The organism is Devosia pacifica (genome assembly GCF_014652635.1).
GTDB lineage: Bacteria > Pseudomonadota > Alphaproteobacteria > Rhizobiales > Devosiaceae > Devosia > Devosia pacifica.
This window is the reverse complement of the sequence record NZ_BMZE01000006.1, coordinates 37,307-63,348: the sequence shown is the minus strand read 5'-3', so window position 1 is coordinate 63,348 and position 26,042 is coordinate 37,307. Positions and strand designations below refer to the sequence as shown.

The following is a 26,042-nucleotide window of genomic DNA, read 5'->3' as shown; positions in this document are numbered from 1 at the left end:
TTGCAAGTAGGAATGATTTGCAGCTGGAGGTTAATCGTCTAGCTTTTCGCGCGGTACCACGCTGGCGCGAGTGTCCGAGAAGCCGCCGACCAATGATATAGACTGTCTGCAGCCCTGCGGCGTTTTTACCCGGTCGGGCCGCAGGAACTATCTTGCTCCTCTAGTGGCATGAAATTGTAGGTTGAGGGGATAATGGGAGGCGCACCTGACACGAAACACTTGGACCATCCTGTTCGCCGCTTGGACATTGGCTGGGATATCGACATTCGGCGCTCTGTTCGTAGGCGAGGTCATGGGACAGATGCCTTGCGTGCTATGTTGGTACCAGCGCATCGCGATGTTCCCGCTCGCGCTGATCCTGGGCGTCGCCGCGTTCCGCAATGATGCCAGCATCTGGCGCTACGCCTTGCCCGTGGCTCTCGCCGGCCTGGCGGTCGCCGGATACCACTCGCTAATGTATGCCGGCGTTCTCACGGCGCCGATCGAGCCCTGCCGCGCGGGCCCGTCCTGTTCCGGCGACGGCATGGTGGTCCTGGGCGTTCCGCTCCCCTTCATGGCAACCGCGTCCTTCGCCGCCATTTCCACCCTTCTCGCCATACTCGCCAAGAACCCGAAATGAATTCCAGATTCCTAGTCATCGCCGTCGCCGTCGTGGCAGTAATCGTCTTTGGAGCCGGTGCGTGGGTCTACACACAGCAGACGCCTGAGCCCGCCTCGCCCGTCGTGGCGAATTTCGAGGACGCAGGTTACGTGCGTCCACATTCGTTCGTAATCGGGCCTGCTGATGCGCCGGTGACCATTGCCGAGTTCTTCGACCCGAGCTGCGAGGCCTGCCGGGCATACTATCCGATCGTCAAGCAGATCATGGATCGCCATCCCGGCCAGGTGAAGCTCGTGTTGCGTTACGCGGCATTCCATGACGGATCCGACGAGGCAGTGAAGATCCTTGAGGCAGCGCGTCTCCAGGACCTGTTCATCCCTGTGTTGGAAGCACTGCTAGCACGCCAGCCGGACTGGGCAACTCACGAAGGTCCGAATCTCGAACTGGCGTGGCAGGTTGCAGGGGAGGCCGGGCTGGACGTAGCGAGGGCAAAGCAGGATGCGCTCCGCCCTGGGATCATCGGCGTGCTCAATACCGACATGGCAGATGTTGACGCACTCGGCGTGGTGCAGACCCCCACCTTCTTCGTCAACGGCAAGGCGCCCACAGGTACCGACCCGCAGAACCTCGCGGACCTGGTCGCAAGCGAGGTCGCAGCGCAGTGATCGATGACGTCGATATCCTAGTCATTGGCGCCGGTCAGGCAGGTCTGGCCGCTGGCTACTGGTTGCGAGAACGACGGGTGAAGTTCGCCATCGTGGATGCTGGCGCTAGAGTCGGCGACAGTTGGCGCAACAGATACGACACCCTGACCTTGTTCACTCCACGCGGACTTAGCCGCTTGCCGGGAGTGGTGCTGGAGGGCGACCAAGAAGGCTATGCCAGCCGCGAGGAGTTCGCGGACTACCTCGAAAGATACGCGTCGAAGCTGGATTTGCCGGTACGGTCCCGAGCAGGCGTCACACGGTTGACCTGGGGCGGCAAATTCCATGCGGGGCTACAGGATGGGACCGAGATTAGCGCGAGAGGCGTGATTGACGCGACAGGCGCGTTTCAAACGCCGGTCGTCTCTGAGTTGCGCTCGGGTTTCGGTGCCGGCGTGGTCGATCTGGACGCGACCACCTATCGCAACCCGAACGACGCCGCGGCCGGTGCCGTCCTCGTGGTCGGCGACGGGGCCTCGGGACGCGACATTGCCATGGACCTGGCACAGACCCATGCAGTTACCCTGGCCACCGGTAAGCCGCGTCGGCTCTTCCCCGAACGTATCCTTGGGCGCAACACGTGGTGGTGGCTCCACCGTACCGGTCTGCTCTATTCCCGTCCAACCTCGATGGTCGGCAGGTTGATGCGGTCTGCAGATCCATTTCCCGATCGCGGCCGAAGCCTGCCCGCTCTGCGCGCTGCTGGCATCACCGTTCGTCCTCGACTTTCCGCGGCCAACGGTTCCGGTGTCTTCTTCAAGGACGGCTCGTCCGGCCAATTCGGGACAGTGGTCTGGGCGATCGGGTATCGCGAAGATCGGTCATGGGTCGCCAGGGAGGCCCACAAGGGCCTTCTCCTACTGGGACGGCCGTGGCAACAGAACAGGGCGTCGGCGTTGATAGCGGGAGCGGGGCGCGACGCCGAACTGGCCGTTTCGGCGGCCCTACAATCGCCTTAAGGCCCAGGGCAAGCAGAGTTTCTGCACCCGCCAAATGTCATCATCTGACGGGGCCCCACTTCTCTGGAATGGCCGCGACGTCGTGACGCCTTCTAGAGCCGCCGCGTCAGACCGTCGCAGTGACACAGTCACGTTTTCGGCATCTCGGAACATGCCGCATGAATGCCCGTTACCTGCGAACGACAACATGAGGAGAGCTATCATGGCAAAGGAAGCACCCGGCGAACACCATGACCACCCTGGCCACAAGCCAGGCGATCTCGATCCGCATGGCCACCGCGACAAGTCGGTGACCGAGAAGCCCGGCGAGCACCATGATCATCCCGGCCATAAGCCAGGCGACCTCGACCCGCATGGTCACTGCGACAAGTCTAGCGGCAGCAAGAAATAATCGAAGTCTTTAGGAGGGGCCCGGTGCGGGGCCCTTTTTTGCGGCAATGTCCACGTCTTGGCACTATCCTGCCCCTCGGTCCACTGTGGGGCGCAGCCCAGCCGTCCAGGGCAGCCGGCGTATGCTTCCCAACTTCCAGCAATTCGCGTGACAAACACCTTGACGTGATAACGAGTCCGCTTGCCAGAAACCTATCGGTAAGGCGACTAAAGCTATGGTGGGTCAGCTCACCATGGTAAATCAAATGTGCACAACACTTGGACGCGCGATGCGCATCGCCTGCGTAATCTTGGCCGCCATATCACTGGCGGCCTGCAGCCAGTTCGTGGGCGACAATCGGCAGAACGTTCCCCTGCCCAAGGCATTAATTGACCGGATGGCAGCGATCGGCTCGTCGCCGTCTGAGCCGATGGTGGTTCGCCTGTTTAAGGAAACATCGGAACTCGAGGTCTGGAAACGGACCACTTCGGGAAGCTACGCGCTCCTCAAGACCTATGAGATATGCAAGTGGTCGGGGGCATTGGGGCCGAAGATACGAGAAGGCGACTACCAGTCACCCGAGGGCTTCTACGACGTCACTCCTGGGCTGATGAACCCAAAGTCGTCTTACTGGCTGTCGTTCAACGTAGGCTTTCCCAACAAGTTCGACCAGGCTTGGGGTCGTACCGGCACGAACCTGATGATCCATGGCGATTGTAAGTCCGTGGGGTGCTACGCCATGACGGACGAGGGAATAAAAGAAATCTACGCCATGGCGCGGGAGACATTCAAAGGCGGAAACCGATCCTTCCAGTTGCAGTTGCTGCCGTTCCGCATGAGCGAAGCCAACATGGCCGCCAATGCCGCCAGCCCGCACCTCGCGTTCTGGGAAAATCTGAAGGAAGGTACAGACGCATTCGAGGCGACCCGGCAACCCCCGACTTGGGATGTTTGTGAGCGACGCTATATCTTCAACAAGGGTGCCCCGGGTAGTCAGCCTCTCGACCCCTCAGGCGCATGCCCGGTCTCAATGTCTACATTTCAAGCAGGAGCGTTCTAATCGACCCGATGTCGTCTGAAGATGCCTGGTAGTTGTATCGGCCTCATTCCATTGCGGCCATTATCTGAGCGTCGAACGACTCGTCCTCGCTCGGCGCGACGCCCAGCATGGGCGCTACCTTGGCGATTATGCGGCCAGACACCTCACCTGCGTTCCAGCCTGCTGTATTGCCCGATTGTGGAGTTTCGGGGGACGCCTCGTCCAGCAGTACCAGCATGACGTATTGCGGGTCCTCCATGGGAAAGGCGGTCACGAACACGTTGAGGTTTTTGCCCGTGCCGTATCGGCCATCGATCACCTTCTCCGCCGTTCCGGTCTTGCCTCCAACCCGATAACCGAGGGCCAATCGGTTCATCCGGGATCCAGATCCGACGACCGCGTTGAATCGCAACAGCTGCCGGAGCTGAGCGCTGGTTTGCTCGGAGATCACCCGGGTGGATAGCGCCAACGCCTCTTGCTCGGTTCTGGGATAGAATGTAGGGGCCATCAGGTTGCCCCCGTTGACGAAGGCGGCCAGCGCCCGCGCCATGTGCAATGGCGAAACGCTGAATCCGTGACCGAATGAGGCCGTCGCTGCCACGACATCCGAAAACTCCGTCGCGACATTGGGAGGTGTCCGTTCGGGGAGTTCAGTAATGATTGACCGATCGAAGCCGATACGGCTGAAGAAGGCGCGATAATTGTCCTCCCCCATCCGCTGCATCATTTGGATAGTGCCGACATTAGATGAGTAACGGAAAATCTCCGGCACAGTCAGGATGCGGCCCTCGCCGCGAAAGTCGTTGATTGCGAATCTGCCGAAGCGGACAGGGAAGCGAGCATCGAACGAGTCCGCCAAGGTCACGGCGCCGCTGTCGAGGGCGGCCGCAAAGGACACCGCCTTAACAACCGATCCCAACTCGAAATTGCCGGCAGTTATGCGATTGAAACGCCCCTCTTCCAGTGCAGAAGCTGGGACATTGGGATTAAAGTCGGGCAGCGAGACCATCGCGAGAACCTCGCCGGTCCTGACGTCGAGTACCACTCCCGCCGCGGCGAGCGACTTGTACCGCGCGATCGCATCGACCAGTTCCGCCCGCATCGCATACTGGACGCGCATGTCGATACTCAAGCCTATTGGTTGCAGCTCTTGGTCGCGTGCGAGACCGAATGCCTGCAACGCAGCTACGCCACCATCATCGATGCCGCGTTCGATCCCGGAGATGCCCTGACTGTCGATGTTGACGGTGCCCAGCACATGCGCGGCATCGGCGCCGCCCGGGTAGAATCGACGGCTTTCGGTGAGGAAGTCGAGGCCGGGTATTCCCAGACGCATCACTTGATCACGGATAGCGGGCGTCAACTCCCGTTTGATCCAGACAAAGCCCTTGTCGCCTGTCAGGCGTTTGCGCAGCCAGGCTTGGTCCAACTCGGGTAGCACCGTTCGCAGCGCTACGACCGCTTCTTCCACGTCGATGATCCGCCGGGGCTCCGCATAGAGCGAAGGGACGCGGATGTCCACGGCCATGGGAAGTCCGTTCCGGTCAAGAATGGGCGGCCGGGAGGCTTCGATCTCACTGATCGTCCTGCCCTCGATCACCGTCTCCGTCTCCACTGACCCAAGTTGCAGCAGACGAGCGGCGATTATGAAAAAACCGACGGCCATGACGATGACCATGATGGCGATGCGGCGACGGGTTAGGTTCGTCCGAACACTCTTCGCGCCTTCCAGTGCGATCGTTTGATGGTTGGTTTGCAAAACGATATCTCATGATCAAGGGGTGCGCTGTTGCAGACGCGAACGCAGCGATCGAGGCGCTTCACGCCCGGTAGCGTGTCAGAAGCTTGCAGGAGGGCGATCGAGAGGTTGCGGTCGTGTGCCCCTGAGAGGAACGGTATGGCCGCACTGCCAAGCCGCTCGTACAGGTTCCGCCTGAGGCGGGTTCGCTTCGAGCGAATTGTTCGGCACTTGCTCATTCAAGCATGAGGCGTGTGTATGCATGGCCCCCCGGGGGTGGCCATGCCCGTCCACTGACTGAAGGATTTTGACTCGGTTCGCAGTGGAGTAGGGGGACGCATTGGATGTCGGCAATCCCAGGAGCACCATCGTTGCCAGAAGCAGCGGAATCAGCGCAATGGCTCGGTACCAAGATCTGAGACGGCGATAGGTCATGATGCCATTTCCGTCCCCAAAGATTAATGGAAGGTTGCTGTTGCTACGACCGGGTCGGCTCGCCAAGTCGGTTGGTTAATTCCCGAATGTGCACAGGCCTTTGATAGAGCAGGAGCGCGATCACACCGACATGGCGTCTTTCCACCTCGAGCTTGTTGGGCACCGATCATGCCGTTGCGTCACTTTCTCCGTCCGCAGTCTCCATGATGGAGCGCACCTGTTCAATTGTTTGCTGCAGGTCACGCTCGTATTGAGGCGGTAGCGTGCGTGCCCTTGGCAGCTTCACCTCCAACGGATCCGCGATGCGCCCGTTGATCTCCAGTTCGAAGTGCAGGTGGTTGCCCGTCGAACGGCCGGTGGAACCGACATAGCCGATGACCTGGCCCTGTCGGACTGTATCCCCAGGCGCAAGGCCATCGGCGATCTGGTTCATGTGTGCATAGGCGGTCTGGTAGCCATTAGCGTGTGATAGCCGCACATAGCGGCCATAGCCCGAGTACCACTGTGCCATCTCCACGGTGCCGTCGGCCGCGGCGAATATCGGCGTTCCGCGCGGCGCCGCAAAGTCGGTGCCTTCGTGATTGGCGTTGCCGCCATTGAACGGGTCAACGCGGGATCCCATTGCCGAGGTCAGGCGACCGCCGCCATCGAGCGGTCGGCGCAGCAGGAAGCGCTTACCGCTCTCGCCGCTCTCGTCGAAATAGGCGACGGCGCCATCGTCGGTGCGGAAGCGATAGAAACTCCGTTCAGAGCCGCCAAGCGTCAGACTGACATACAGCAGTTGGGCGGGCAGCGCGTCCGCTGCTGCCGCCTGCAGCAGCTCGATCGAGTCGCCAGGTTGGACCTTTCTGGTCAAGTCGACGTCATAGGCCACTAGGGCGATGACCCTCGAGATGGTGGTGTCGTCCAGTTCGTTCCGTCTCCCGGTCTCCCAGATCGCCTTGTAGATTGTGGGCAGGTTCGCCACGCTGATGCGCTCGGTGCTGTCTTCGGCGAAGGCCATCTCGGATGGCGCGAGGCCCAAGACGTATTGGCCGGCATCTGTAAGGGCGACGGTCGCAACGTGGGCATCGGAATTGGTAGCGTCGTCATGACTATAAATGCTGAGCCGATACGGGATCAGCCCAGGGCCCGACCGCGAAGGGCCGAGCAAAATGCGAAGCCGCGACCGCGCGGCCAGCGTCGTCACCGGGACGACGTTGCGCACGGTCGCCATGACCAATTCAGCGGCTGCCGTGGTGAATCCATGCTTAAGCAAGGCATCGGCGAGGTACGCCGTCTCCTCCAGCTTCACGATCCGCTCGGTGACCCGCAGGCCGTCGCCAACCACTGTGTTTTTGGGCACGACCGTGACATTCTCGGCAACGCCCATCGACTGGGACGCCACGTTGTACGAAGCGCCTGGCATAGCGGCGTAGGCCATCGCGTAGTCCTGCGCGCCCTCGGAAATTCCGATGGCGGCGAAGGATGCGGCAGCTGCATCGTCGATATAACGGCCTGGCACGAACTCGAGTGGCAATATTGATGTTGTGACGGCGACCTCGGCATCCACGGGCTCCCCTATGACGTCGAGGCTCACCAGCGAGGTTGAGGCGATCTCGTCTTCCACTGCGTCAATATAATCCTGCGGCCGGTAGGCAGCGACGTCGTCGGTCAGTACCGTTTCAGACGTCGCCAAGGTAGCGTTCACCCGAACGAACGTGGCGTTGCGGATGACGTTGCTACCACCGGCTGCCTCCATCACGCTGGCCTCGATCTCGTCCCGCGTTGATTTGGTGGTCAGGATCGGGCGCATCCGGTCCGTCTTGCCTTCGGCGACTGCCGCGCTCATGGTTTCCGAAGGGGCGAGATCGAGTGCCTTGTAGGCGGTGGAGAAGCTGTCGACGCCGGCGAACGATACGTAGAGGGCGGCACCCATCAGCAGGACCGAGGTCAGGCCGGTCAGGACGGTGCCCGCCAGCCATCCCATGCTGACCTCCCTTCCACCAGGCTCGGCTCCTTCAGCCGACAGAACTGTCAGTGCCGGCTCGTCCACGAAGCCCTGCAGATGCATGTAGCGGTGGCTCGGACGTTGCCCTAACCGAAGTGCTCCCCGCTCGCCCATATTCCCTCTACGAATGCCTGATCGTCGGCATCGGACAGAAGGTTTACATGGGCAATTTTAAGGCTTGCCAGACCAGATACGATCACGTGGTCGTGAGCGGCAAGATCAGCAAGCACGCCCCGCGCAGGATTTGTTACGATTTCGGGGTCCCCGGGACAAATCGTCGCTACCGAGCCCAAAGATCGAGGCACATCGGACTCACGCGGCTGCCACCGAATCGTGGAACACGCACTTGCCGTGATCCGCGAGAATCTCGATGACCCTGCAGGTTTCAACGCGACCATGAGAGCAGCCCTCGACCATGCGCTCCAATTCGGCCTTGAGTGCAATCAGGCTGGCGATCTTGCGCTTCACCTCGACCAATCGGACCTTGGCGATCGTGTCCGCCTCGTGGCAAGATTGGTGCGGATGGTCCTGCAGTGACAGCAAGGTGCGGATCTCGTCGATATCGAAGCCTAATTCGCGCGAATGCCTGATGAAGGTTAGACGCTCGATGTCCTCGTTCGCATAGGTGCGCCGATTTCCGTCCGTTCTATCCGGAGCCAAAAGCCCGATTTGCTCATAGTAGCGGATGGTGGGGATTTTAACGCCAGCTGCTTCTGAAACCTTCCCGATAGCGATACCGTGATGCATTTTACGCTTGCTCCTATAGTGGCTAGAGGATGTATGGGGACCGCATGGATTGCAAGGAGCTTGAGCGATGACCGCTGAACTGGATACCACACGGTTTCGTGTGGAGGGCATGGATTGCGCCAGTTGTGCGTCCAAGATCGACACCGCAGTCAGGAGGATCGGTGGCGTTGAGGACGTCTCAGTCTCTGTTGTTTCCGGGACCATGACCGTACGGCACGACGCCAGCACGGATGTGAGCGCGGTAGCGAAGAAGGTCACGAGCCTCGGCTACAAGGCTATCGAACTCCCAACGCGCCAGGCGTCCGAGGCCGCAGTGCAAGGTTCTGTGAACGATATCGACGACCACGATCACGAGGGGCACGATCCCTCGGATCACGACCACGATGGACACCGGCATGCCGCGCACGACCATAGCGTGCACGCACAACTGCATGGCTCGGATCGCAAATCCGACAGGTCGAGCGCTGCGAAAAAACGCGACGACGATAAACTCGAGGGACTGCACGGTCACGACCACTCCTTGGAAGAGGGGCCATGGTGGAAGACAACGAAGGCTCGGCTGACCATTGTCGCCGGCATCGCTGTCGCAGTGGCATTCGCGGCCGGACAAATCTTCCCGCAGATCGAGCAGTGGGTTTTCGTCGCAGCCATGTTCGTTGGCCTGCTGCCTATCGCCCGTCGCGCCTATGTCGGCGCCGTCAACGGCAGTCCTTTCTCCATTGAAACCCTGATGACGGTTGCCGCTGTCGGCGCCGTTTTCATCAATGCCGCCGAAGAGGCCGCGATCGTGGTTCTGCTGTTCCTGGTCGGCGAACTGCTGGAGGGCGTTGCGACTGGACGTGCCAGGGCCAGTATCAAGGCTCTCGCTACCCTGGTACCGAAGACAGCATTCCGTGAGGTCGGCGGAAAGACCGAGGAAGTCCCGGCCGAGTCTCTAGCCATCGACGACATCATCCTGGTGCGTCCTGGTGACCGCGTCCCGGCTGACGGCGTCATCGTCTCAGGCGAAAGCGCGATCGACGAGGCGCCTGTTACCGGGGAATCCGTGCCGAAGCGCAAACAAGTCGATGACCAGGTGTTCGCCGGCACCATCAATCAGGAAGGCGCACTGCGCATCCGGGTGACCGCTGCCGCAGCCGACAATACGATTTCCCGCATCATTGCACTGGTCGAGGAGGCACAAGAATCCAAGGCGCCGACCGAGCGCTTCATCGATCGGTTCTCGCGCTATTACACCCCCGGCGTGATGGTGGTTGCCGCGTTGATCGCCATCCTGCCGCCGCTCTTGACCGGTGAGCCATGGGACGAGTGGATCTATAAGGGCCTCGCCGTTTTGCTTATCGGATGCCCGTGCGCCTTGGTTATCTCCACCCCAGCCGCTATCGCTGCAGCACTGTCCGCCGGCGCTCGCCGCGGCCTGCTGATGAAGGGCGGAGCCGTGCTCGAGTCCCTTGGCAAGATCAACATGGTTGCCCTCGACAAGACCGGCACGCTGACAGCCGGCAAGCCTCAAGTCACCGATATCATGGCCGGGTCGAAGTCGGAGCGCGAAACGCTGGAACTGGCGGCGGCACTCGAGGTCGGTTCCAGCCATCCGCTCGCCAGCGCGATCCTGGCCAAGGCGAAGGCCGATGGCATCGAGCCTGCACAGGCTACCAAGGCAGGCGCGGTCGGCGGCAAGGGTGTTGTTGGCACGGTCAATGGAGTTGAGTTGTTCCTCGGTTCGCCCAAGGCAGCCGCCGAGAAGGTCGCCCTCGGCGCCGACCTTGATGCCCATATCGTCGCCTTGAACGACCAGGGAAAGACGGTGTCGGTCCTCTTGGCGAACGGCGTGGTCGCGGGTCTGATCGCTATGCGCGACGAGCCCCGTCCGGACGCGGTCGAGGGACTTAAGGCACTCAAGAATCTCGGCGCCGACATCGTCATGCTAACAGGCGACAACAAGCGCACCGCCGCTGCAATCGGAAAGACGCTGGGCATCGAACCGCGCGCCGAACTGTTGCCGGAGGACAAGCAGCGCATCGTCGGCGAGCTCAAGGCCAGCGGCAAGATCGTTGCTAAAGTCGGCGACGGAATCAACGACGCTCCTGCACTGGCAGCAGCCGACATCGGCATTGCCATGGGTGGCGGTACCGACGTTGCGCTCGAAACCGCCGATGCCGCGGTGCTGCACGGGCGGGTCGTCGACGTCGCCAACATGATCCTGCTGTCGCGGGCCACCATGTCTAACATAACCCAAAACATCACGATCTCACTCGGGCTCAAGGCATTCTTCCTGGTGACGACCGTCATCGGTGTCACCGGCCTCTGGCCCGCCATTCTCGCGGATACCGGCGCGACTGTGCTGGTCACGGCCAACGCCATGCGTCTCCTCGGTTGGAAGGGGCTGGGGGGCAAGACGTGAGGAAGTTCACGGCAGGTCTCTACCTGGTCCCAATCCTCATTGCAGTCGATCTGGGGGCGAAGTTCTGGGCTATACAGAATCTCGGCGGAATTGCTGAGGCAGTGCCGCTCGCGCCCGGCCTATCCTTGCGTCTCGTCTCCAATCCGGGCGTGTCCTTCGGGCTTTTCGCCGGGTCGCCATGGCCTGTCACTCTAGTAACGGCCGCTATGACCATCGCACTCATGGTCTGGTTCGCCCGCTCCCGGTTGGAAAGGGAATATGTCGCTATCGGCAGCATACTAGCCGGGGCGAGTTCGAATCTGATCGACAGGTTGATCAACGGGGCAGTCACAGACTTTCTGTCCTTCGGTGGCCTAGACGCGCCACTGTTCACCAACAACCTGGCCGACATTTGGATCACCGTGGGTGTGGTGATCCTGTTTGGCGGAGCACTTCTGGAACTTCGTAAAACTGTGCCCGTGCGCGGGAATCACCCATCATGACAAAATGTGGCACTCGAATAGCGGAGACAGACCGTGGCCTATAAGGCGCCGCTTCCTATGCGGTTATTCCACTATGCACTGTGGACGACCATGCTCTTCGTCGTGGCATGGTTTTTCCTTATTCCGATCTTCCTCAGGTTCACCGCGCCCCAACCCACGGGGGCGCCAAATCAAACAGTCCAAAATTCATCAACGAGCACGCCGGCAGAATCCTTAGTGCCGGTCCAAGAGCCAGCCCCACCGCTGGTGATCCCTTGAGCCCCGAAAAAGCACCGCTCAGGTTGTCGCGCAGGATGCTGCTCGCTGCACTGCCACTCGTTGCGTTGCTCGGTCTGGTCGGAGTTTTCGCTGTCACCCTTAGAAACCCGTCGACCGATCTACCTTCGGTACTGGTCAACAAGCCTGCGCCGGAATTTTTACTACCTCCTCTTGAGCAATCAGGCGTCCCGGGTCTGGGGCGGACCGATCTGATCGGACAGGTCAGCGTGGTCAACGTCTTCGCGAGCTGGTGCATCCCATGTCGGGACGAGCATCCATTACTCGTCGAACTTAAGACCCGGACCGGCGTCAAGCTCCTCGGCATCAACCTCAAGGATGAGCAGGCGAATGCCATCGCTTTCCTCGATGAGCTCGGCAATCCGTACGACGCAATCGGAGCGGATCGAAACGGACGAGCGTCCATCGATTGGGGTGTCTACGGCGTGCCCGAGACCTTCCTCGTCAATGGGGACGGCGTGGTGCTGCTACGACATGTCGGTCCACTCGACCGTACCTCACTCGATGACCTCGTCTCAGCGATCCGAGCGGAGCAGGGGGGCTCATGACGAGGCGATTTGGCTCCATTCAATATCTGCGCGGATTGGCGGCCGCTCTCGTCGTCGCGTCGCATGCCTTCCTCTATCCCCTGATCGACGAGCCGATGCTTTACGGTCGGTGGGGTTGGTTAGGTGTCATCCTGTTCTTCGTCATCTCCGGTTTTATCATGGTGGTCGTCACCGGCGAGGAAGCGTTCGAAGGGTGGTTGTTCCTCCGCCGCAGGGCTGTGCGTGTCATCCCCATGTATTGGGCCGCCACCCTGTTTACCGCAGGGCTGTCTTTGTTGGCCCCACAACTGTTCAAAAGCATGACCTTCGACTGGTCGCAGCTCTGGCGATCGCTGCTGTTCATCCCGTTCTACAACGAGACCAGCGGGGGCATCCATCCGATCTACAAGCTAGGCTGGACCCTCAACTACGAGGTCTATTTCTACCTTTGCTTCGCCTTACTCTGCTTTCTCCGGTCCATCCCACGAGTGGTAATCTTGACGATATGGTTCAGTGGCCTTGCGCTATCAGGATTGGTGGGGCGTCCAGAAGGCGATCTTGCTATCTTCTATACCGGCTATATGCCGCTCGCTTTTTGTGCAGGCATGGTGCTTGGGGTGATGGCCAACCGCAAGACAACCTCCGCGCCGCCAGTCGCTCTGTGGGGCGCCGGACTGGTCGCCTTGGGCGGGCTGGTGCTCGGGATGCTTTGGCCGTCGACCGTGGTCGAGGACTGGGCGGCATTTCTGTGCGCCCTGGCCTTTGCGAGTTGCACGGTTTTCTTGGCGATTGAGCTGAATGAACGCATTCGTCCAATTCGGCTTCTCGAGCAGATAGGCGACGCATCCTATTCGACGTATCTGTCCCACATCTATGTCATTGGGGCGCTATCGGCAGTGGCATACGCCAGCTTTGGCTACTCGGGTATGTATCTACCCATAGCAGTCCTGGGCATCGGGTGTGCCACGCTTGCAGGCTGGCTTCTGCATATCGGTATCGAGCGTCCACTTATGAAGTGGCTAGCGCCGCTGGCGGCCAAGACCTCATCACCAGCGGCTTTGGAAAGGGTGTGATGCTCTGAGCGTAGGGCCTGACAATCATCGGGTGACAATGGCGTTGGCCGCGACCTTCAGGCTTCTTGGCGATCCCACGCGGCTACGAATTCTGCTGCACTGCGGAAACGGACGCGTGGCGGTCGGCGGGCTCGCCGCCGAACTGAAGCTAGATCCATCGCTGGTCAGTCAACATTTGAGGCTGCTGCGGGCGGGGCGGATAGTGAGCGGCCGTCGGTCAGGAAAGCATGTATTTTACCAACTTAATGACAAGCACGTCGAAAGGGCTCTCGGCGTTATGATCGAACATGCAGATGAAATCGCAGCAGGCCGAAGCGCTCGCTTGAAGCAGGCGCCCTAGGACTTCTCTTGCATTCTGCGACCACAAATTCGCTTCATGAGAGAGCTAAGGAAACACAATGCTTGTAAGAGGTCCTCGGCTTTGTTTCGACGTCGAACTCTTGTGCTGATAGTTGTCGCTGCCGCAGTGATTTTGGTCATCGGGGCGATACTATACGCTCAGTTGGCGGTTCCCGAGCACCCGATTGCGGTTCATGACTCACAATCGACCCGTTAAGTCGAAATGTTCAAACCGCTGTGATCGGCCGTCTGGTTGCATTTTCGAGGTAGGGCTTTGCCGATATGCTAGGCCCACACATTCAGGATAGGCAGAGATCAATGAGAAGGCGTGATTTCGTAGGGTTGGTTTCGGCAGCGGCCGGTGCCGCCGTGTTTGCCCCCGGCCCAGCCCGGGCTCAGTCGCTTTGGGACATGATGAACCAGAGCCGCACATTGACGGACGCCGAACGCGAGGCCAATAGCGCCGCAGCGCTGCAGGCGATCGATACAATCGAGCCAATCCTTTCCTACGATACTGCCAACAATCTTTTAATGGCCATTGCTCAATACGAGCCGTTCGTGGCGCGTGGTGGCTGGGAGCAGGTGCCGCAGGAGACCTATGGCGTGACACTTGGAGTGGCACGAGAAGGTGTTATCCAGCTAAAACGTCGACTGCTGTCGTCCGCCGACATGCCAATGGCCGAAAATATCGACAATGTTGCCGATGCCACCACCGACGCCGCCCTGAGGCGGTTCCAGGCGCGACACGGTCTACAGGTCAGCGGTCAAGTTGACGAGGCAACTTGGTACGCGTTGAACGTTCCGGCAGAGACTCGCCTCCATCAGCTGCGCCTCAACCTCCTCCGCGTCCAGGCCATGGCATCGTCATTGGCCGACCGCTATGTCGTGGTCAACATTCCCGCGGCGTTTGTTGAGACTGTGGAGGGTGGCACGGTCGTGCGCAGGCACACAGCCGTGGTCGGTCGCATTGACCGGCAAACGCCGATCCTGAAGAGCCGCATTCACCAGATCAATTTCAATCCGTTTTGGAACGTGCCGGTGTCGATCATCCGGCGGGATCTTATCAAATACATGAACGAGAACCCAAACTACCTGACCGAGCAGCAGATCCGGATCTACGATAGCAGCGGCGCCGAGTTGCAGCCCACCGACATCAACTGGCAGACCGAGGAGGCGGTCAACTATAGCTTCCGGCAAGACCCTGGGCCGCAGAACTCCATGGGTAACGTGAAGATCAACTTCCACAACCCTCATGCCGTCTACCTGCACGACACGCCGACAAAGGGGCTTTTCGGCGAGAACGCTCGGTTCTATTCGTCGGGCTGCGTGCGGGTTGACCAGGTACAAGATTTTGTCGGCTGGGTTCTGCGCGACAACGGCGACTGGGGCTCTGGGGAAATCGCGAACGTGTTCTCTACGGGCGAGCGGAAGGACGTCGATGTCCGAAATCCTGTCGAAATCCACACCACCTACATATCGGCATGGGCTAACCGCCAAGGTGTCGTTAGTTTCCGCGACGACGTCTACGAATTCGATATGGCCGGCAAGGTTACCTTCGAAACCTAGCCGCTAATTGCAGATACCCCGCAGGCAAGCTGGCAAGCCCGACCAGCTGTGTGCCAGGATTGGGAACACCTACGATCAGGTTGTGGCGGGCAAATTCTGTGTTGCCAGATCGACTTCCTCAAAGGTCGGCCTCACTTCGGACATCAGCGCCTTACGGGCGAACTCGACGGCCATCACCGGCACTTGACCGGAGATGTGTGCAAGAAGGCCGGTCTTGAGGGATAGAAAGTACTTGGACTCCGATTCGTAGGTTCCGCGCAGCGATTGCGCCATGGGTCCGAACAGCCCGTAGGCGATGAACACACCGAAGAACGTGCCGACCAGAGCGCCGCCGATCATGTGACCCAGGACTTCCGGTGGCTCGCTAATCGACCCCATCGTCTTGATGACGCCCAAAACGGCGGCCACGATGCCCAAGGCGGGGGTGCCGTCGGCGAGCGACTGCAGCGCGCCCACCATACGTTCCTGTTCCTGGTGATGGGTCTCGAGCTCCTCGTCCATGAGAGCTTCCATCTCGTGCACGTTGTTCGATCCGAGGGTTACCATGCGCATGTAGTCGCACACGAATTCAACGGCATGGTGGTTCTTCGCAAAGGTGGGAAAGGCGTTGAACAGCGTGGACTCTTTGGGGTTTTCCACGTGTTGCTCAAGGGCAAGGATGCCCTTGGCCTGCACGAGCTTGTACATGGCGAACTGCATGCCGAGCAGTTCGAGGTATGCCTGCTTGTTGTAGGCTGGGCCTTTGAAAATCTTGCCAATCACATGCATGCCGGCCTTCTCGTGTTCTTCACCACCTTGGTCGCGTTCCGGGGTTTCGGATCTACCGCGTTGCCGCTTTTCTGCGTCATCGCGGCCGAGATAGTCCTGCTATGGTCCGGGCTGACCGGGGAGGTGAGCCAGGGCCGCTTGGCACTGAACAGCTTCCTGTCCGCCCTCATCTGGCCGTTTGCAATTGTTGTGATGAGCCGACTGGGCTTCCTGGGTCTCCTCGCCCCCTTACCGGGAGTGCGCAGGTCTGGCGAACCACTAAGCAAACCTCGTAGCAAACAAGGCAAGTAAATGTCGGCTTGCGCGCTCAATTCGCCTCACCTTCCCCACCGTCGACGGTGATCGGAAGCGTCGCGCGCGGTTCCATTCGTACCGCATAGAGTTCGACGCGTCGTCGAACGATCCGATACCCAAGTCTGGCGGCCACACGCTCCTCGATCTCATCCATTGCCGCATCATGGAAATCCAGGATGTCACCGGTATCGATATCGACCAGGTGGTCGTGCGTTTGGCCCTTTGCGAGCTCGTACCTCGACTTGCCAGTCTCGAAATGGTGGGTCTCAACAATGCCGACCCGGGTGAGTTGGGCGACGATACGGTACACGCTGGCCAAGGCGATGCGGTGCCCTCTCGCCTCTACCGCCCGGCGCAGTTCTTCGACGTCCGGATGCCGCATCCCTTCAGCTCGCACGCCTTCAGCCAAGGCGGCCAGGACGGCTCTAAGATTTTCCGTGGCTTTCAGCCCATGAGCGCGGCATTCCTGTAGGAGCGTGTCAATGTCGGTTGTGTCCGCCATCTCAGAACACGAAATCTACCAAGAGCTTAGCGTTCAGCCCGGCGATAACTACCGCTATGAACACCGCGAAGGCGATGAGCCAATTGGGCGCGACGAGTTCACCCATCTTGGTTTTGTCCGCTGTGAACATGACCAGCGGGAAGACGGCAAAGGACAGTTGAAGGCTCAGCACCACTTGAGTGAGGATAAGAAGCTGAGCGGTCCCCGACTGGCCGAACCATATGGTCACGCTCGCCGCCGGGATGATGGCGATCGCCCGGGTGATCAGTCGACGGAGCCATGGGGGGAGTTGGATGTTGAGGAACCCCTCCATGACGATCTGACCCGCAAGGGTAGCGGTGACGGTGGAGTTGATGCCGCAGCACAGTAGGGCGATGCCGAATAGCGTGGGCGCGATCGCCAGCCCCAGCATCGGCGCGAGAAGGTTGTGGACCTCCCCAAGCTCCGCGACTTCGGTTTGTCCGGCGACGTTGAAGGTGGCTGCAGCAAGGATCAGGATCGATGCGTTGATGCACAGAGCGAACATGAGCGCGACGGTAGAGTCGATGGTGGCGAATTTCAGCGCCTCCTTTCTCTCTGGCACGCTGTCGCCGTAATCGCGGGTCTGAACGATGCCCGAATGGAGATAAAGGTTGTGGGGCATCACCGTCGCCCCGAGGATTCCGAGGGCGAGGTAGAGCATTTCGGGATTGGTCACGATTTCCGTCGTTGGCGCGAAGCCGCGGATCACGTCGCCCCAATTCGGGTCGGCCAATGCGATCTGGACCACAAAACAGGCGGCGACCACGGCAAGCAAGGCAACTATCAGCGCCTCCACCCACCGGAACCCTAGTTTCTGCAGGTAGAGGATGAGGAAGACGTCGAGCGCGGTGATAAGTACGCCGATCTCGAGCGGGATGCCGAAGATAAGGTTGAGGCCGATAGCCGTGCCGATGACCTCGGCGATATCGGTCGCAATAATTGCGATCTCGGCCAGGAACCACAGCAGGTAAGCGACAGGCTTTGGAAACGCGTCCCGGCATGCCTGCGCCAGGTCTCGGCCAGACGCGATGGCGAGCCGGGCGCACAGCGACTGCAGCACGATCGCCATGATGTTCGAAACCAGAGCGACGACGAGGAGCGCGTAACCGAACTTGGAGCCGCCCGCCAGCGAGGTTGCCCAGTTGCCTGGGTCCATGTAGCCGACCGCCACCAAATAGCCCGGACCGACGAACGCCGCCGCGCGACGCCAAACCGAGGATTGGGATTTTACCGGGATTGAGCGGTGGACGTCGGAGAGCGACGCATCGCGGTTGCCTTGCTTCCAACCTGAAAATGTTTTTGGTACACGCGCGTCCATTACCAGCCTTGGTGCATTTGCAAGTCATTTGCAATAAGCATGAGAATGAACTTCTGGCAAGCTCGAAGACAAGCTACGGTCCCTGCTTTATAACGACGCGTGTGTCCGCGCTCGGATCCACGGCAAGACCACAGCGTTCAGTTGCCCGCAACGGGGCGGGAGCGCTTCGCGGATCAAGCGAGCGCGCGGTTTAGTCACAGCTACGTGGATGGCGCGAATACGAAGGAGAGGGCAATCTGGCGATCAACTAGGAACCGCATAATGCTCAGGACAAAGCTGTTCATGTCACAGGCTGTTGACCCAGGGATGCAAGGTGCCCCTATGGCTTATCGATCGAGCGTCGAAGTCACCCGTTGGTATCGAACAGGCGTTGGCGAGGTACGGCCGGTACGGATGATGATTTGTTCAGGGCTTCTATACCTCGGCAGGCAACTCACGCCAAGATTCCGTTGATGAGGGTACTGTGGTGGTGTGTGCCGATTGGGCTGCTTGCGCTCTTGTCGCTTGCAATCGGAATGTTCGTTCTGCAAGCGCCAGATGAAAAGTCTATCCCTGCATCGATGCGCGCCACGTCCCTCTCGGACCTCGCCTTCACCAACGCGCAGGGCGAAGCGATAAGCTTAGCGGAGTTCCGCGGCAGGGTGACACTGCTAAACGTCTGGGCGACATGGTGTGCCCCTTGTCGCGAGGAGATGCCGGCACTCGACCGTTTGCAACAGGCAGTCGGTAGTGACCAGATCAAGGTCGTGGCCCTCTCCATCGATCGCACGGGGAACGAGGCCGTTCAGCCATTCTTCGATGAGATCAACGTGAAGAGCTTGGGTATCTATCTCGATCCCTCCATGAACGTCATGGAGGCCGCCGGTGTGGTTGGTCTTCCAACGACTCTTCTCATCAGCAGGGAGGGAATTGAAGTCTATCGCTGGGTCGGTCCTGTGGAATGGGACCTGCCGCGCACCGCAAATGCGATCCGTCTCTATCTGGAGAACGGAAGTACCTCTCAGTTTCAATCACCTACGGTCAACTAGTGGAAATTTCCAATATCGGTGTTCTGACGGCCTTCCTCGCAGGGGCGGTGTCATTTTTGTCCCCATGCGTGCTGCCCCTGGTTCCCGGCTACGTCTCCTACATTGCCGGAAATTCAGCGGCAGACCGGTCTTCGGCCATCGACCGGAGCGGTATTGTCGCTCTTTTGCTAAGTCTATGCTTTGTCTTGGGTTTTTCGACGATCTTTATCGCGCTTGGCGCAAGCGCCACGCTTGTCAGTCAGCTTTTGCTATCCTACCGATCCGAAGCCAATCTGATCGGCGGTACTTTGGTCATTGCGTTTGGGATATTTACGACCGGGTTGATCAGGTTTGCCTGGATGGACCGGGACATACGCTTTCACGGTGCAATCCAGGGTGGGCGCCCCGCTGGCGCATACCTCCTAGGACTGGCATTCGGATTCGGATGGACCCCCTGTATTGGCCCTGTGCTGGGAGCCATACTGACAGTTAGCGCGGTATCCACCACTGCGTCGAGCGGCGTTTTGCTACTAGCGGTATACTCAGCTGGGCTTGGACTACCTTTCGTGCTCTCCGCCCTGTTCATGCAGGGCCTGGCCGAGCGGCTAAAGGTGATGCGCGGTGCAGGGCGATGGCTGCAGGTCATTGCGGGGGGTGTCATGATAGCAATGGGCGTGGCCATGGTTACCGGGCAACTGTCGTTGTTCGCGTTCTGGCTTCTACAGAACTTCCCTATTTTCAGGCAGATTGGTTAGAGGTGGTGAAGTCGAGCAACGAGCCTGCCAAGAGGCCTGAATCCTAATCGCCGCGAGCAGTTTGATGCCGGAATATCTTGTGCATAACAATCCACGCTGAAACGTGCGCTCACAGTGTTACTCCGCGGCGTCCGGAATGACCCGGTGCACCCTCCGCGTTGGTACACCGATGCGCAGGCGGCGATCCGTGAGCGACAGGACGCCGGCAATCGACATTAGAATGGCGCCAAGCCAGATCAGCGTGATGTAGGGCTTGTGCCAAACGCGGATGACGTGATTTGTATCCAGGCGTTCGCCGAGCTGCAGGTAGAGCTGCGAGAAACCAAAGGTTTCAATTGCCGCTTCTGTTGTCGGCATGCCGCTGGCAACGTATGTTCGCCGTTCGGCAACAGGCTGCCGAACGCTGCCGTTTGGCGCAGTGATGGTAAAATGGCCCTCGTCCGCAACATAGTTCGGCCCTGCCATTTGACCGAACCTATCGAAGGCAATGACATAACCGGAGAGTTCAGTGCTTTCGCCTGGATTGAGCGTTGTCACGAGCTCAGTTTCCCAGGCAGAGGTCGACACGATCCCCAGCACCGTAACGCCGATGCCGAAATGAGCAAGGGCTGTCGACCACGCGGAACGCGGCAGGCCCACGAGGCGGCGCCAGCTTTCGCGCAACGGAATGCGCCCGATCCTGCTGCGGTCGATCAAATCAGCAACAGCGCCAAATGACACCCAAAAACCAAGCAGCAACCCAAGCGGTGCCAACGAAATTGAAACGCCACCCAGCGAAGAAATCAGGATGGTAAGGAAGACTGCCAGGGCTGCGGCGCCCAACAGCCGTTGTGCGGCCCCCACCACATCTGCGCGCTTCCAGGCGAGCAGTGGCCCAAATGGAAGCACCAGCAACAGTGGCGCCATTAGCGCCCCAAAAGTTAGATTGAAAAAGGGTGCGCCAACCGAGATTGTTGTGCCTGTCAGGGCATCCAGCGCCAAAGGATAAAGGGTGCCGACTAGCACCGCCCCGGTTGCGGTCGCAAGAAATAGATTATTCAAGATGAGCGCGCCCTCGCGGCTGACGGGTGCAAACAGTCCTCCGCTGCGCAGTGAAGAAGCGCGCATAACAAACAGCGCGAACGCCCCGCCGACAATCAGTGCCATCAGCCCTAGGATGACCATGCCGCGCGCAGGATCGCTGGCAAAAGTGTGGACCGATGTCAGGATGCCTGATCGGACCAAAAAAGTGCCCAGGAGCGACAAACTAAAAGTGATGATGGAGAGAAAAATAGTCCAGACCTTGAGCGCGTTGCGCTTTTCCATGACGAGCGCAGAATGGAGCAGCGCGGTGCCCGCCAGCCAAGGCATGAAACTGGCGTTTTCCACGGGGTCCCAGAACCACCAGCCGCCCCATCCCAGCTCATAATACGCCCAATAGGAGCCCATTGTGACGCCCAGAGTCAGGAAGGTCCAACTCAGCATGGTCCATGGGCGTACCCAGCGGGCCCAAGCCTGGTCGATGCGGCCGGAAATCAGTGCCGCTACGGCAAACGAGAAGCAAATAGAGAAGCCGACATAGCCGGTGTAGAGCAGCGGGGGGTGAATGGCGAGGCCGATATCCTGCAAAACCGGGTTGAGGTCATTGCCTTCCAGCGGGGGCGGGAACATCCGCAGGAATGGGTTGGAGGTAAAGATGGTAAAGCCGCAAAACCCTGCGACTAGAAGACTCTGCGTGGCCAGCACGAGCGCAAGAAGGTCAGTCGGCAGCTTGCGCCCGAACGCCGCCACCATGGCGCCAAAGGCCACAAGAATGAGTATCCAAAGGAGCATTGAGCCCTCGTGGTTTCCCCAAACGCCTGAAATTTTGAATAATAGGGGTTTTAGCGAATGGGAGTTCTCCACTGCCAATTTCAGAGAAAAATCGGAACTGACGAAAGCCTGGACGAGTGCAGTGAAGGCCACAGCTACCAGGACGAACTGCAGTACAGCTCCATGCCGGAGGAAGGACGCGAGTCGTTCTCCGCTGCGCCAATACACATAGCCACCAATGGTCGAAACGACTGCGATCGCGAAGGCGAGGATCAACGCGAAATGCCCCAGTTCGATAGACATCAGCCAATTTCCTGTAGTTCAGGTCACGATGCCCCATGGGCCTATCGGCCTGGCGCAGCGTCTTGCTTGATGAAAATACGTTGCGCGGAAGCCATCGAGCAGTCGAATGCGAACACCTATAAACCGGATGCTCGCGAAGAGCACTGTGACATCGATCCACACCACCAACCGCCCGTCGTACTGCACGCGCTTTTTTAAGCCAGAGAGGCGGAAGCCCGAGGATCCGCCACGTGATCGACTGGATGATCCTGCCGGATCATTCCTATTCGTTCTGGTCGCCTCCATGCACCGCTTTGTGATGCTCATTATGTGCATCGCGCAGAATGCTAATTCCGCCCCAAGCAGCTAGACCCGCAACGGCAACACCAACAAGAAGATCCGGCCAGCTACTTCCCAACCACCAGACAAGGCCGCCCGCGACCAATATCCCACCATTCGAAATGAAGTCGTTCAAGCTGAAGGTATTCGCCGCCCGGACATTCACGTCAGGCGCCTCGAGGCGCGCAAGCAGCCATATGCAGGCGCCATTCACGAGCGCTGCGACGAGAGCCATAACAGTCATAAGTGGGCCCAGTGGCTCGGAGCCTACATAGTACCGGCGTAGCGCATCCAATAAAATGCCAATGGCAAAAATCAACAGCAGACCTCCCGACACGTTGGCAGCTATTCGCTTCCACTTGCTCGTGCGTGACAGGGCAAACAGGCTAATGGCATAAACCAGGCTGTCAGAGGCGTTATCCAAGCCGTTTGCCATTAGAGCGCTTGAATCGCCGACGGCGCCGCTCGCAAAGAACGCCGCCGAAATTGCCACGTTCAAAAGCAGTACGATCCACAAGGTTTTCCGCTGACGATAGTCGGTGACAGTCTCCATTGTTTTTGTCACGTGTTCGGCTGCCTTTTCGATCTTGCATCAATGCCGGCGGGGACCGCCCGCCCGTGCACTCAAGTTTCCACCTGCCTCAATGGATGAAGGGCGGAATTGCATTTCCGCTTTTCGAGTTCCTTAACCATAACTGTCAATAGTGGGACGTCCCATCTGGAGGGGTCGAGTGCTCAGCTTTTTCCGCCAATTCAAGTTCAATCGTTGGTATCTGCTGGGTTGCCTGCTCGTTACGAATGTCCTGACATTGGCGGGATTGCTGTTCAATAGCGACATCGTTGGGATTTGGCAAAAGCGTTCCGATATCTTGGCGGCCTATGAGCTGAGGATCGCCCAGCTTAGCGGCAGTGTCGATCTGCTTCGGCTCAGAGATTTCACCAATCGGAGCGCCGCAACGCTTAAGCTCCAGGAGGTTGTTGAGTTGCAAATGCAAGTTTCGGAGCGGCTTGTTACCTTGCAAAGTCTGGTGACGACGGCCGCCAATTTAGGTGTTGTGCAACTTCCAACAGTGGGAGATCAGGCAGTGTCGACTGTGGCCCGGGGCACCGGGCCGGCGGGGCAACTCGACGTCATTGAGGCCGAGCTGCGGGCAATGGAACAAGAAATCGTAGCAGCGGTCGCGATGCTCTCTGCGGTCGCCGACAGTTCCACCAATATGATAATTGCCGAGTTGGACCGTGTTGGCCAGTCGCCGGAGGATGCCGAACTGGCCCGCGGCGGCCCGTTGATGCCTTGGCCGGAGGTTGGCGTCGGTGCCGAGTCCCTCGCGGTTCGTGAGGCCGTCGCTGCCCTGGATCGCCTTCGAGAAGCCCGCCGGGCGATGGACGATGTGCCCATTCACCTACCACTCGATACTTCTCGGATCAGCTCAAACTTTGGGCCCCGGAAAGACCCCTTTACTGGCCAGTCGGCCTTTCACTCGGGGATCGACTTTCCCGCACCCAGCGGGACGCAGGTGAGGAGCGCTGGCAGGGGTGTTGTCACATTCGTGGGGTGGAGGGGGGATTATGGCAACGTGGTCGAGATCACGCATCTGTCAGGTCTCATTTCGCGGTATCCGCATCTGTCAAAAGCATTGGTCAAAGAGGGTGATCGGGTAGAAGCCGATATGGAGATTGCGCTAGTGGGCTCGACCGGGAGATCCACGGGGCCACATTTGCATTTTGAGCTGCGCGATCAAAACGGCGCTATCGATCCCGCACCCTATCTTGCGGCGGGGAAGCGATTACAGCCGTTCGATGGGTGAGCGACAGACGACGTTTCAAGCTTTTACCATCGCTGGTGCAGTCACAATCCCACGATTGCGAACTCTGCGGGCGCGGGGGTTGCGCCCAAGGGTCAACTGTCTGGCGCGTCGGTCACGGCGGTCGTGTCCCGGGACGTGGTGTAACTGAGGTGGTCAAGCCGCTCGCGAGCGCGCCATCACGAGCGCCGTAGTGAGCGAGCGGCTGGGTGGTCATCGACGGATTTCCGGTAAGGTCGGGTTGCACACACAACCTGATACTGGAAGGACCACCGATGACCGACTCGATGATGAACCTGCGCACGCTGGTAGAGAAGACCCCTGACGCCGATATTCTGCGTGAGATGATCGGCTTTGCCGCGGAACGCCTGATGGAGCTGGAAGTCGGCGCGGCCACCGGCGCCGGCTATGGCGAGAAGAGCGCCGAGCGCCTGGCGCAGCGCAATGGCTACCGTGATCGGGACTGGGAGACCCGGGCCGGCACCGTCGAGCTGCGCATTCCCAAGCTGCGCAAAGGCAGCTACTTCCCCGGGTTCCTTGAGCCGCGGCGACTGGCCGAGAAGGCTCTGACCGCGGTGATCCAGGAGGCTTACATCCAGGGCATCTCCACCCGGTCGGTGGACGACCTGGTCAAGGCCATGGGCATGAGCGGCATCTCCAAAAGCTAGGTGAGCCGCCTGTGCGAGGAGATCGACGGCAAGGTAAAAGCCTTCCTCGATCGCCCAATCGAGGGCGATTGGCCCTATCTGTGGATCGACGCCACTTACCTCAAGGTGCGCCAGGGTGGTCGGATCGTATCGGTGGCCGCCATCATGGCTGTCGGGGTCAATGCCGACGGCCGGCGCGAGGTTCTGGGCATGCAGATCGGCACGTCCGAAGCAGAGGCAATCTGGACCGAGTTCCTGCGCAAGCTGACGCGCCGTGGCTTACGAGGCGTGAAGTTGGTCATCTCCGATGCCCATGAGGGCATCAAGGCCGCCGTCACAAAGGTGCTGTGCGCCACCTGGCAGCGCTGCCGAGTCCACTTCATGCGCAATGTGCTTGCTCATGCCGGCAAAAGCGGCCGCCGGGTGGCCAGCGCCTTCATCGCCACGGCCTTCGCTCAGGAGACTCCGGAGGCCGCCAGCACCCAGTGGCGGGCCGTCGCCGATCAGATCCGCCCCCGGGTGCCCAAGCTCGCCACCATCATGGATGAGGCCGAGCACGACGTCCTCGCCTACATGAGCTTCCCCAAGGAGCATCGGGCCAAGCTTCACTCGAACAACCCGATAGAACGGGTCAATGGCGAGGTGAAGCGCCGGACCGAGGTCGTCGGCATCTTCCCCAACGAGGACGCCATCACCCGGCTCGTGGGCGCGATCCTGCTCGAGCAAAATGATGAGTGGGCGGTTCAGCGCGCCAGATACATGACACTAGAATCTGTTGCGCCATTAAGCGATGATCCCCTCGTCAGCCTGCCGGCAGTTCCCGCGCGCTGACCAGCCCGGCCAAACCGGGATATGCGTGGAGGCCTCGCCTCAGTTACACCACGCCAAGGGGCACGATCCACGGCCGCGGCGGCGGAGTTCTCTGCGACCGATGAAGCGCTGTTTGACCCGACACGCCGAGAATAGGCGCAATCATGCTCGTTGCAACCGAGCACCAAATCGACACATCGCCGGATTGCGTCCTGACGACTGACATAGCCAGGCTGGGTTGATATCCACGTATCGATACGTGAGATCATTTCCGGGGTCATGCGTATCGTAGTCCGTTCTTGCAATGCTCGAGCCACCTTTAATGGACGCTTTCTCTGAAATGCGGGGCGGGAAGCAGGCGCTGGTTGCTGTTGGATCTGTTGATGCTGCTCCCCTGCAGTTGTCGCCCACAGTTGGCGCTCCAATCCGCGAAACTCCGCCATTTGAGTGCCT

The 26,042-nt window shown here is 59.7% G+C and carries 22 protein-coding genes and 1 pseudogene; 15 read left to right on the top strand and 8 right to left on the bottom strand.

Going from position 1 to position 26,042, the window contains the following annotated elements:
* Positions 1 to 205 precede the first annotated feature (205 nt).
* The 5 genes from IE127_RS19250 (at position 206) to IE127_RS19230 (ending at position 3,694) form a co-directional block, all read left to right on the top strand.
* Positions 206 to 619, top strand: a complete 414-nt coding sequence (locus IE127_RS19250; RefSeq protein ID WP_189427446.1) for a disulfide bond formation protein B — start codon at positions 206 to 208, stop codon at positions 617 to 619.
* On the top strand, positions 616 to 1,266 hold the full coding sequence (locus IE127_RS19245; RefSeq protein ID WP_189427421.1) for a DsbA family protein: 651 nt from the start codon (positions 616 to 618) through the stop codon (positions 1,264 to 1,266). Before IE127_RS19250 ends, IE127_RS19245 begins: the two co-directional genes overlap by 4 nt.
* On the top strand, positions 1,263 to 2,264 hold the full coding sequence (locus IE127_RS19240; protein ID WP_244640375.1) for a flavin-containing monooxygenase: 1,002 nt from the start codon (positions 1,263 to 1,265) through the stop codon (positions 2,262 to 2,264). Before IE127_RS19245 ends, IE127_RS19240 begins: the two co-directional genes overlap by 4 nt.
* A 202-nt stretch (positions 2,265 to 2,466) precedes the next feature.
* Positions 2,467 to 2,655 carry a hypothetical protein gene (locus IE127_RS19235; protein ID WP_189427420.1) on the top strand — a complete coding sequence of 63 codons (189 nt, stop codon included), beginning with the start codon at positions 2,467 to 2,469 and terminating at the stop codon, positions 2,653 to 2,655.
* Positions 2,656 to 2,869: 214 nt separating this feature from the next.
* On the top strand, positions 2,870 to 3,694 hold the full coding sequence (locus IE127_RS19230) for a L,D-transpeptidase family protein (RefSeq protein WP_244640373.1): 825 nt from the start codon (positions 2,870 to 2,872) through the stop codon (positions 3,692 to 3,694).
* 43 nt (positions 3,695 to 3,737) lie between these two features.
* On the opposite strand, the gene IE127_RS19225 is transcribed toward IE127_RS19230, so the two are convergent.
* The 3 genes from IE127_RS19225 to IE127_RS19215 all read right to left on the bottom strand — a co-directional run bounded on the left by IE127_RS19225 (position 3,738) and on the right by IE127_RS19215 (position 8,583).
* Complete coding sequence (locus IE127_RS19225) at positions 3,738 to 5,432, bottom strand: peptidoglycan D,D-transpeptidase FtsI family protein (protein WP_244640371.1); 1,695 nt, start codon at positions 5,430 to 5,432, stop codon at positions 3,738 to 3,740.
* 580 nt (positions 5,433 to 6,012) lie between these two features.
* Positions 6,013 to 7,950 (bottom strand): M23 family metallopeptidase, encoded by a 1,938-nt coding sequence (locus tag IE127_RS19220; RefSeq protein WP_189427419.1) that lies wholly within the window; start codon positions 7,948 to 7,950, stop codon positions 6,013 to 6,015.
* A gap of 198 nt (positions 7,951 to 8,148) precedes the next feature.
* Positions 8,149 to 8,583 carry a MerR family transcriptional regulator gene (locus IE127_RS19215; RefSeq protein ID WP_189427418.1) on the bottom strand — a complete coding sequence of 145 codons (435 nt, stop codon included), beginning with the start codon at positions 8,581 to 8,583 and terminating at the stop codon, positions 8,149 to 8,151.
* 67 nt (positions 8,584 to 8,650) lie between these two features.
* On the opposite strand from IE127_RS19215, the gene IE127_RS19210 reads away from it, so the two are divergent.
* The 6 genes from IE127_RS19210 (at position 8,651) to IE127_RS19185 (ending at position 15,250) form a co-directional block, all read left to right on the top strand.
* Entirely contained in the window at positions 8,651 to 10,987 is a 2,337-nt protein-coding gene (locus IE127_RS19210) for a heavy metal translocating P-type ATPase (protein ID WP_189427417.1), read from the top strand.
* Entirely contained in the window at positions 10,984 to 11,469 is a 486-nt protein-coding gene (lspA, locus tag IE127_RS19205) for a signal peptidase II (RefSeq protein ID WP_189427416.1), read from the top strand. Before IE127_RS19210 ends, lspA begins: the two co-directional genes overlap by 4 nt.
* A 254-nt stretch (positions 11,470 to 11,723) precedes the next feature.
* A complete protein-coding gene (locus tag IE127_RS19200; protein WP_244640369.1) occupies positions 11,724 to 12,293 on the top strand; it encodes a DsbE family thiol:disulfide interchange protein in 570 nt (189 codons plus the stop codon).
* Positions 12,290 to 13,345 (top strand): acyltransferase family protein, encoded by a 1,056-nt coding sequence (locus tag IE127_RS19195; protein WP_189427415.1) that lies wholly within the window; start codon positions 12,290 to 12,292, stop codon positions 13,343 to 13,345. Before IE127_RS19200 ends, IE127_RS19195 begins: the two co-directional genes overlap by 4 nt.
* A gap of 37 nt (positions 13,346 to 13,382) precedes the next feature.
* Positions 13,383 to 13,685: an ArsR/SmtB family transcription factor gene (locus IE127_RS19190; RefSeq protein WP_189427414.1), complete on the top strand. Its 303-nt coding sequence runs from the start codon at positions 13,383 to 13,385 to the stop codon at positions 13,683 to 13,685.
* Between the two features lie 317 nt (positions 13,686 to 14,002).
* The gene (locus IE127_RS19185; RefSeq protein ID WP_189427413.1) at positions 14,003 to 15,250 is read left to right on the top strand and encodes a L,D-transpeptidase family protein; all 1,248 of its coding nucleotides are present in this window, start codon (positions 14,003 to 14,005) and stop codon (positions 15,248 to 15,250) included.
* Between the two features lie 75 nt (positions 15,251 to 15,325).
* On the opposite strand, the gene IE127_RS19180 is transcribed toward IE127_RS19185, so the two are convergent.
* The 3 genes from IE127_RS19180 to IE127_RS19170 all read right to left on the bottom strand — a co-directional run bounded on the left by IE127_RS19180 (position 15,326) and on the right by IE127_RS19170 (position 18,153).
* On the bottom strand, positions 15,326 to 16,018 hold the full coding sequence (locus tag IE127_RS19180) for a MotA/TolQ/ExbB proton channel family protein (protein WP_189427412.1): 693 nt from the start codon (positions 16,016 to 16,018) through the stop codon (positions 15,326 to 15,328).
* Positions 16,019 to 16,325: 307 nt separating this feature from the next.
* Positions 16,326 to 16,814: a Fur family transcriptional regulator gene (locus tag IE127_RS19175; RefSeq protein WP_189427411.1), complete on the bottom strand. Its 489-nt coding sequence runs from the start codon at positions 16,812 to 16,814 to the stop codon at positions 16,326 to 16,328.
* A 1-nt stretch (position 16,815) separates the two neighbouring features.
* Positions 16,816 to 18,153, bottom strand: coding sequence for an Nramp family divalent metal transporter (locus IE127_RS19170; RefSeq protein WP_189427410.1), 1,338 nt, complete (start codon positions 18,151 to 18,153; stop codon positions 16,816 to 16,818).
* A 452-nt stretch (positions 18,154 to 18,605) separates the two neighbouring features.
* Here IE127_RS19170 and IE127_RS19165 point away from each other — a divergent pair, with 452 nt between their 5' ends.
* Both IE127_RS19165 and IE127_RS19160 read left to right on the top strand, forming a co-directional pair.
* Positions 18,606 to 19,181 (top strand): TlpA family protein disulfide reductase, encoded by a 576-nt coding sequence (locus tag IE127_RS19165; protein WP_189427409.1) that lies wholly within the window; start codon positions 18,606 to 18,608, stop codon positions 19,179 to 19,181.
* The gene (locus tag IE127_RS19160; protein WP_244640367.1) at positions 19,181 to 19,915 is read left to right on the top strand and encodes a cytochrome c biogenesis CcdA family protein; all 735 of its coding nucleotides are present in this window, start codon (positions 19,181 to 19,183) and stop codon (positions 19,913 to 19,915) included. The genes IE127_RS19165 and IE127_RS19160 overlap by 1 nt, the downstream gene beginning before the upstream one ends.
* 117 nt (positions 19,916 to 20,032) lie before the next feature.
* On the opposite strand, the gene IE127_RS19155 is transcribed toward IE127_RS19160, so the two are convergent.
* Complete coding sequence (locus IE127_RS19155; RefSeq protein WP_189427407.1) at positions 20,033 to 22,009, bottom strand: heme lyase CcmF/NrfE family subunit; 1,977 nt, start codon at positions 22,007 to 22,009, stop codon at positions 20,033 to 20,035.
* 262 nt (positions 22,010 to 22,271) lie between these two features.
* Positions 22,272 to 22,880: a cation efflux transmembrane domain-containing protein gene (locus IE127_RS19150; RefSeq protein ID WP_189427406.1), complete on the bottom strand. Its 609-nt coding sequence runs from the start codon at positions 22,878 to 22,880 to the stop codon at positions 22,272 to 22,274.
* Between the two features lie 178 nt (positions 22,881 to 23,058).
* Here IE127_RS19150 and IE127_RS19145 point away from each other — a divergent pair, with 178 nt between their 5' ends.
* Complete coding sequence (locus tag IE127_RS19145) at positions 23,059 to 24,135, top strand: M23 family metallopeptidase (RefSeq protein ID WP_189427405.1); 1,077 nt, start codon at positions 23,059 to 23,061, stop codon at positions 24,133 to 24,135.
* Between the two features lie 272 nt (positions 24,136 to 24,407).
* Positions 24,408 to 25,610 (top strand): annotated as a pseudogene (locus IE127_RS19140) (IS256 family transposase).
* Positions 25,611 to 26,042: the final 432 nt, after the last annotated feature.

Coding starts and splice junctions, on each gene's coding strand:
- IE127_RS19245 (WP_189427421.1), top strand. CDS start 616: ATGAATTCCAGATTCCTAGTCATCGCCGTCGCCGTCGTGGCAGTAATC.
- IE127_RS19235 (WP_189427420.1), top strand. CDS start 2,467: ATGGCAAAGGAAGCACCCGGCGAACACCATGACCACCCTGGCCACAAG.
- IE127_RS19230 (WP_244640373.1), top strand. CDS start 2,870: ATGGTGGGTCAGCTCACCATGGTAAATCAAATGTGCACAACACTTGGA.
- IE127_RS19220 (WP_189427419.1), bottom strand. CDS start 7,950: ATGGGCGAGCGGGGAGCACTTCGGTTAGGGCAACGTCCGAGCCACCGC.
- IE127_RS19215 (WP_189427418.1), bottom strand. CDS start 8,583: ATGCATCACGGTATCGCTATCGGGAAGGTTTCAGAAGCAGCTGGCGTT.
- IE127_RS19210 (WP_189427417.1), top strand. CDS start 8,651: ATGACCGCTGAACTGGATACCACACGGTTTCGTGTGGAGGGCATGGAT.
- IE127_RS19195 (WP_189427415.1), top strand. CDS start 12,290: ATGACGAGGCGATTTGGCTCCATTCAATATCTGCGCGGATTGGCGGCC.
- IE127_RS19190 (WP_189427414.1), top strand. CDS start 13,383: ATGGCGTTGGCCGCGACCTTCAGGCTTCTTGGCGATCCCACGCGGCTA.
- IE127_RS19185 (WP_189427413.1), top strand. CDS start 14,003: ATGAGAAGGCGTGATTTCGTAGGGTTGGTTTCGGCAGCGGCCGGTGCC.
- IE127_RS19180 (WP_189427412.1), bottom strand. CDS start 16,018: ATGCATGTGATTGGCAAGATTTTCAAAGGCCCAGCCTACAACAAGCAG.
- IE127_RS19175 (WP_189427411.1), bottom strand. CDS start 16,814: ATGGCGGACACAACCGACATTGACACGCTCCTACAGGAATGCCGCGCT.
- IE127_RS19170 (WP_189427410.1), bottom strand. CDS start 18,153: ATGGACGCGCGTGTACCAAAAACATTTTCAGGTTGGAAGCAAGGCAAC.
- IE127_RS19165 (WP_189427409.1), top strand. CDS start 18,606: ATGAGGGTACTGTGGTGGTGTGTGCCGATTGGGCTGCTTGCGCTCTTG.
- IE127_RS19155 (WP_189427407.1), bottom strand. CDS start 22,009: ATGTCTATCGAACTGGGGCATTTCGCGTTGATCCTCGCCTTCGCGATC.
- IE127_RS19150 (WP_189427406.1), bottom strand. CDS start 22,880: ATGGAGACTGTCACCGACTATCGTCAGCGGAAAACCTTGTGGATCGTA.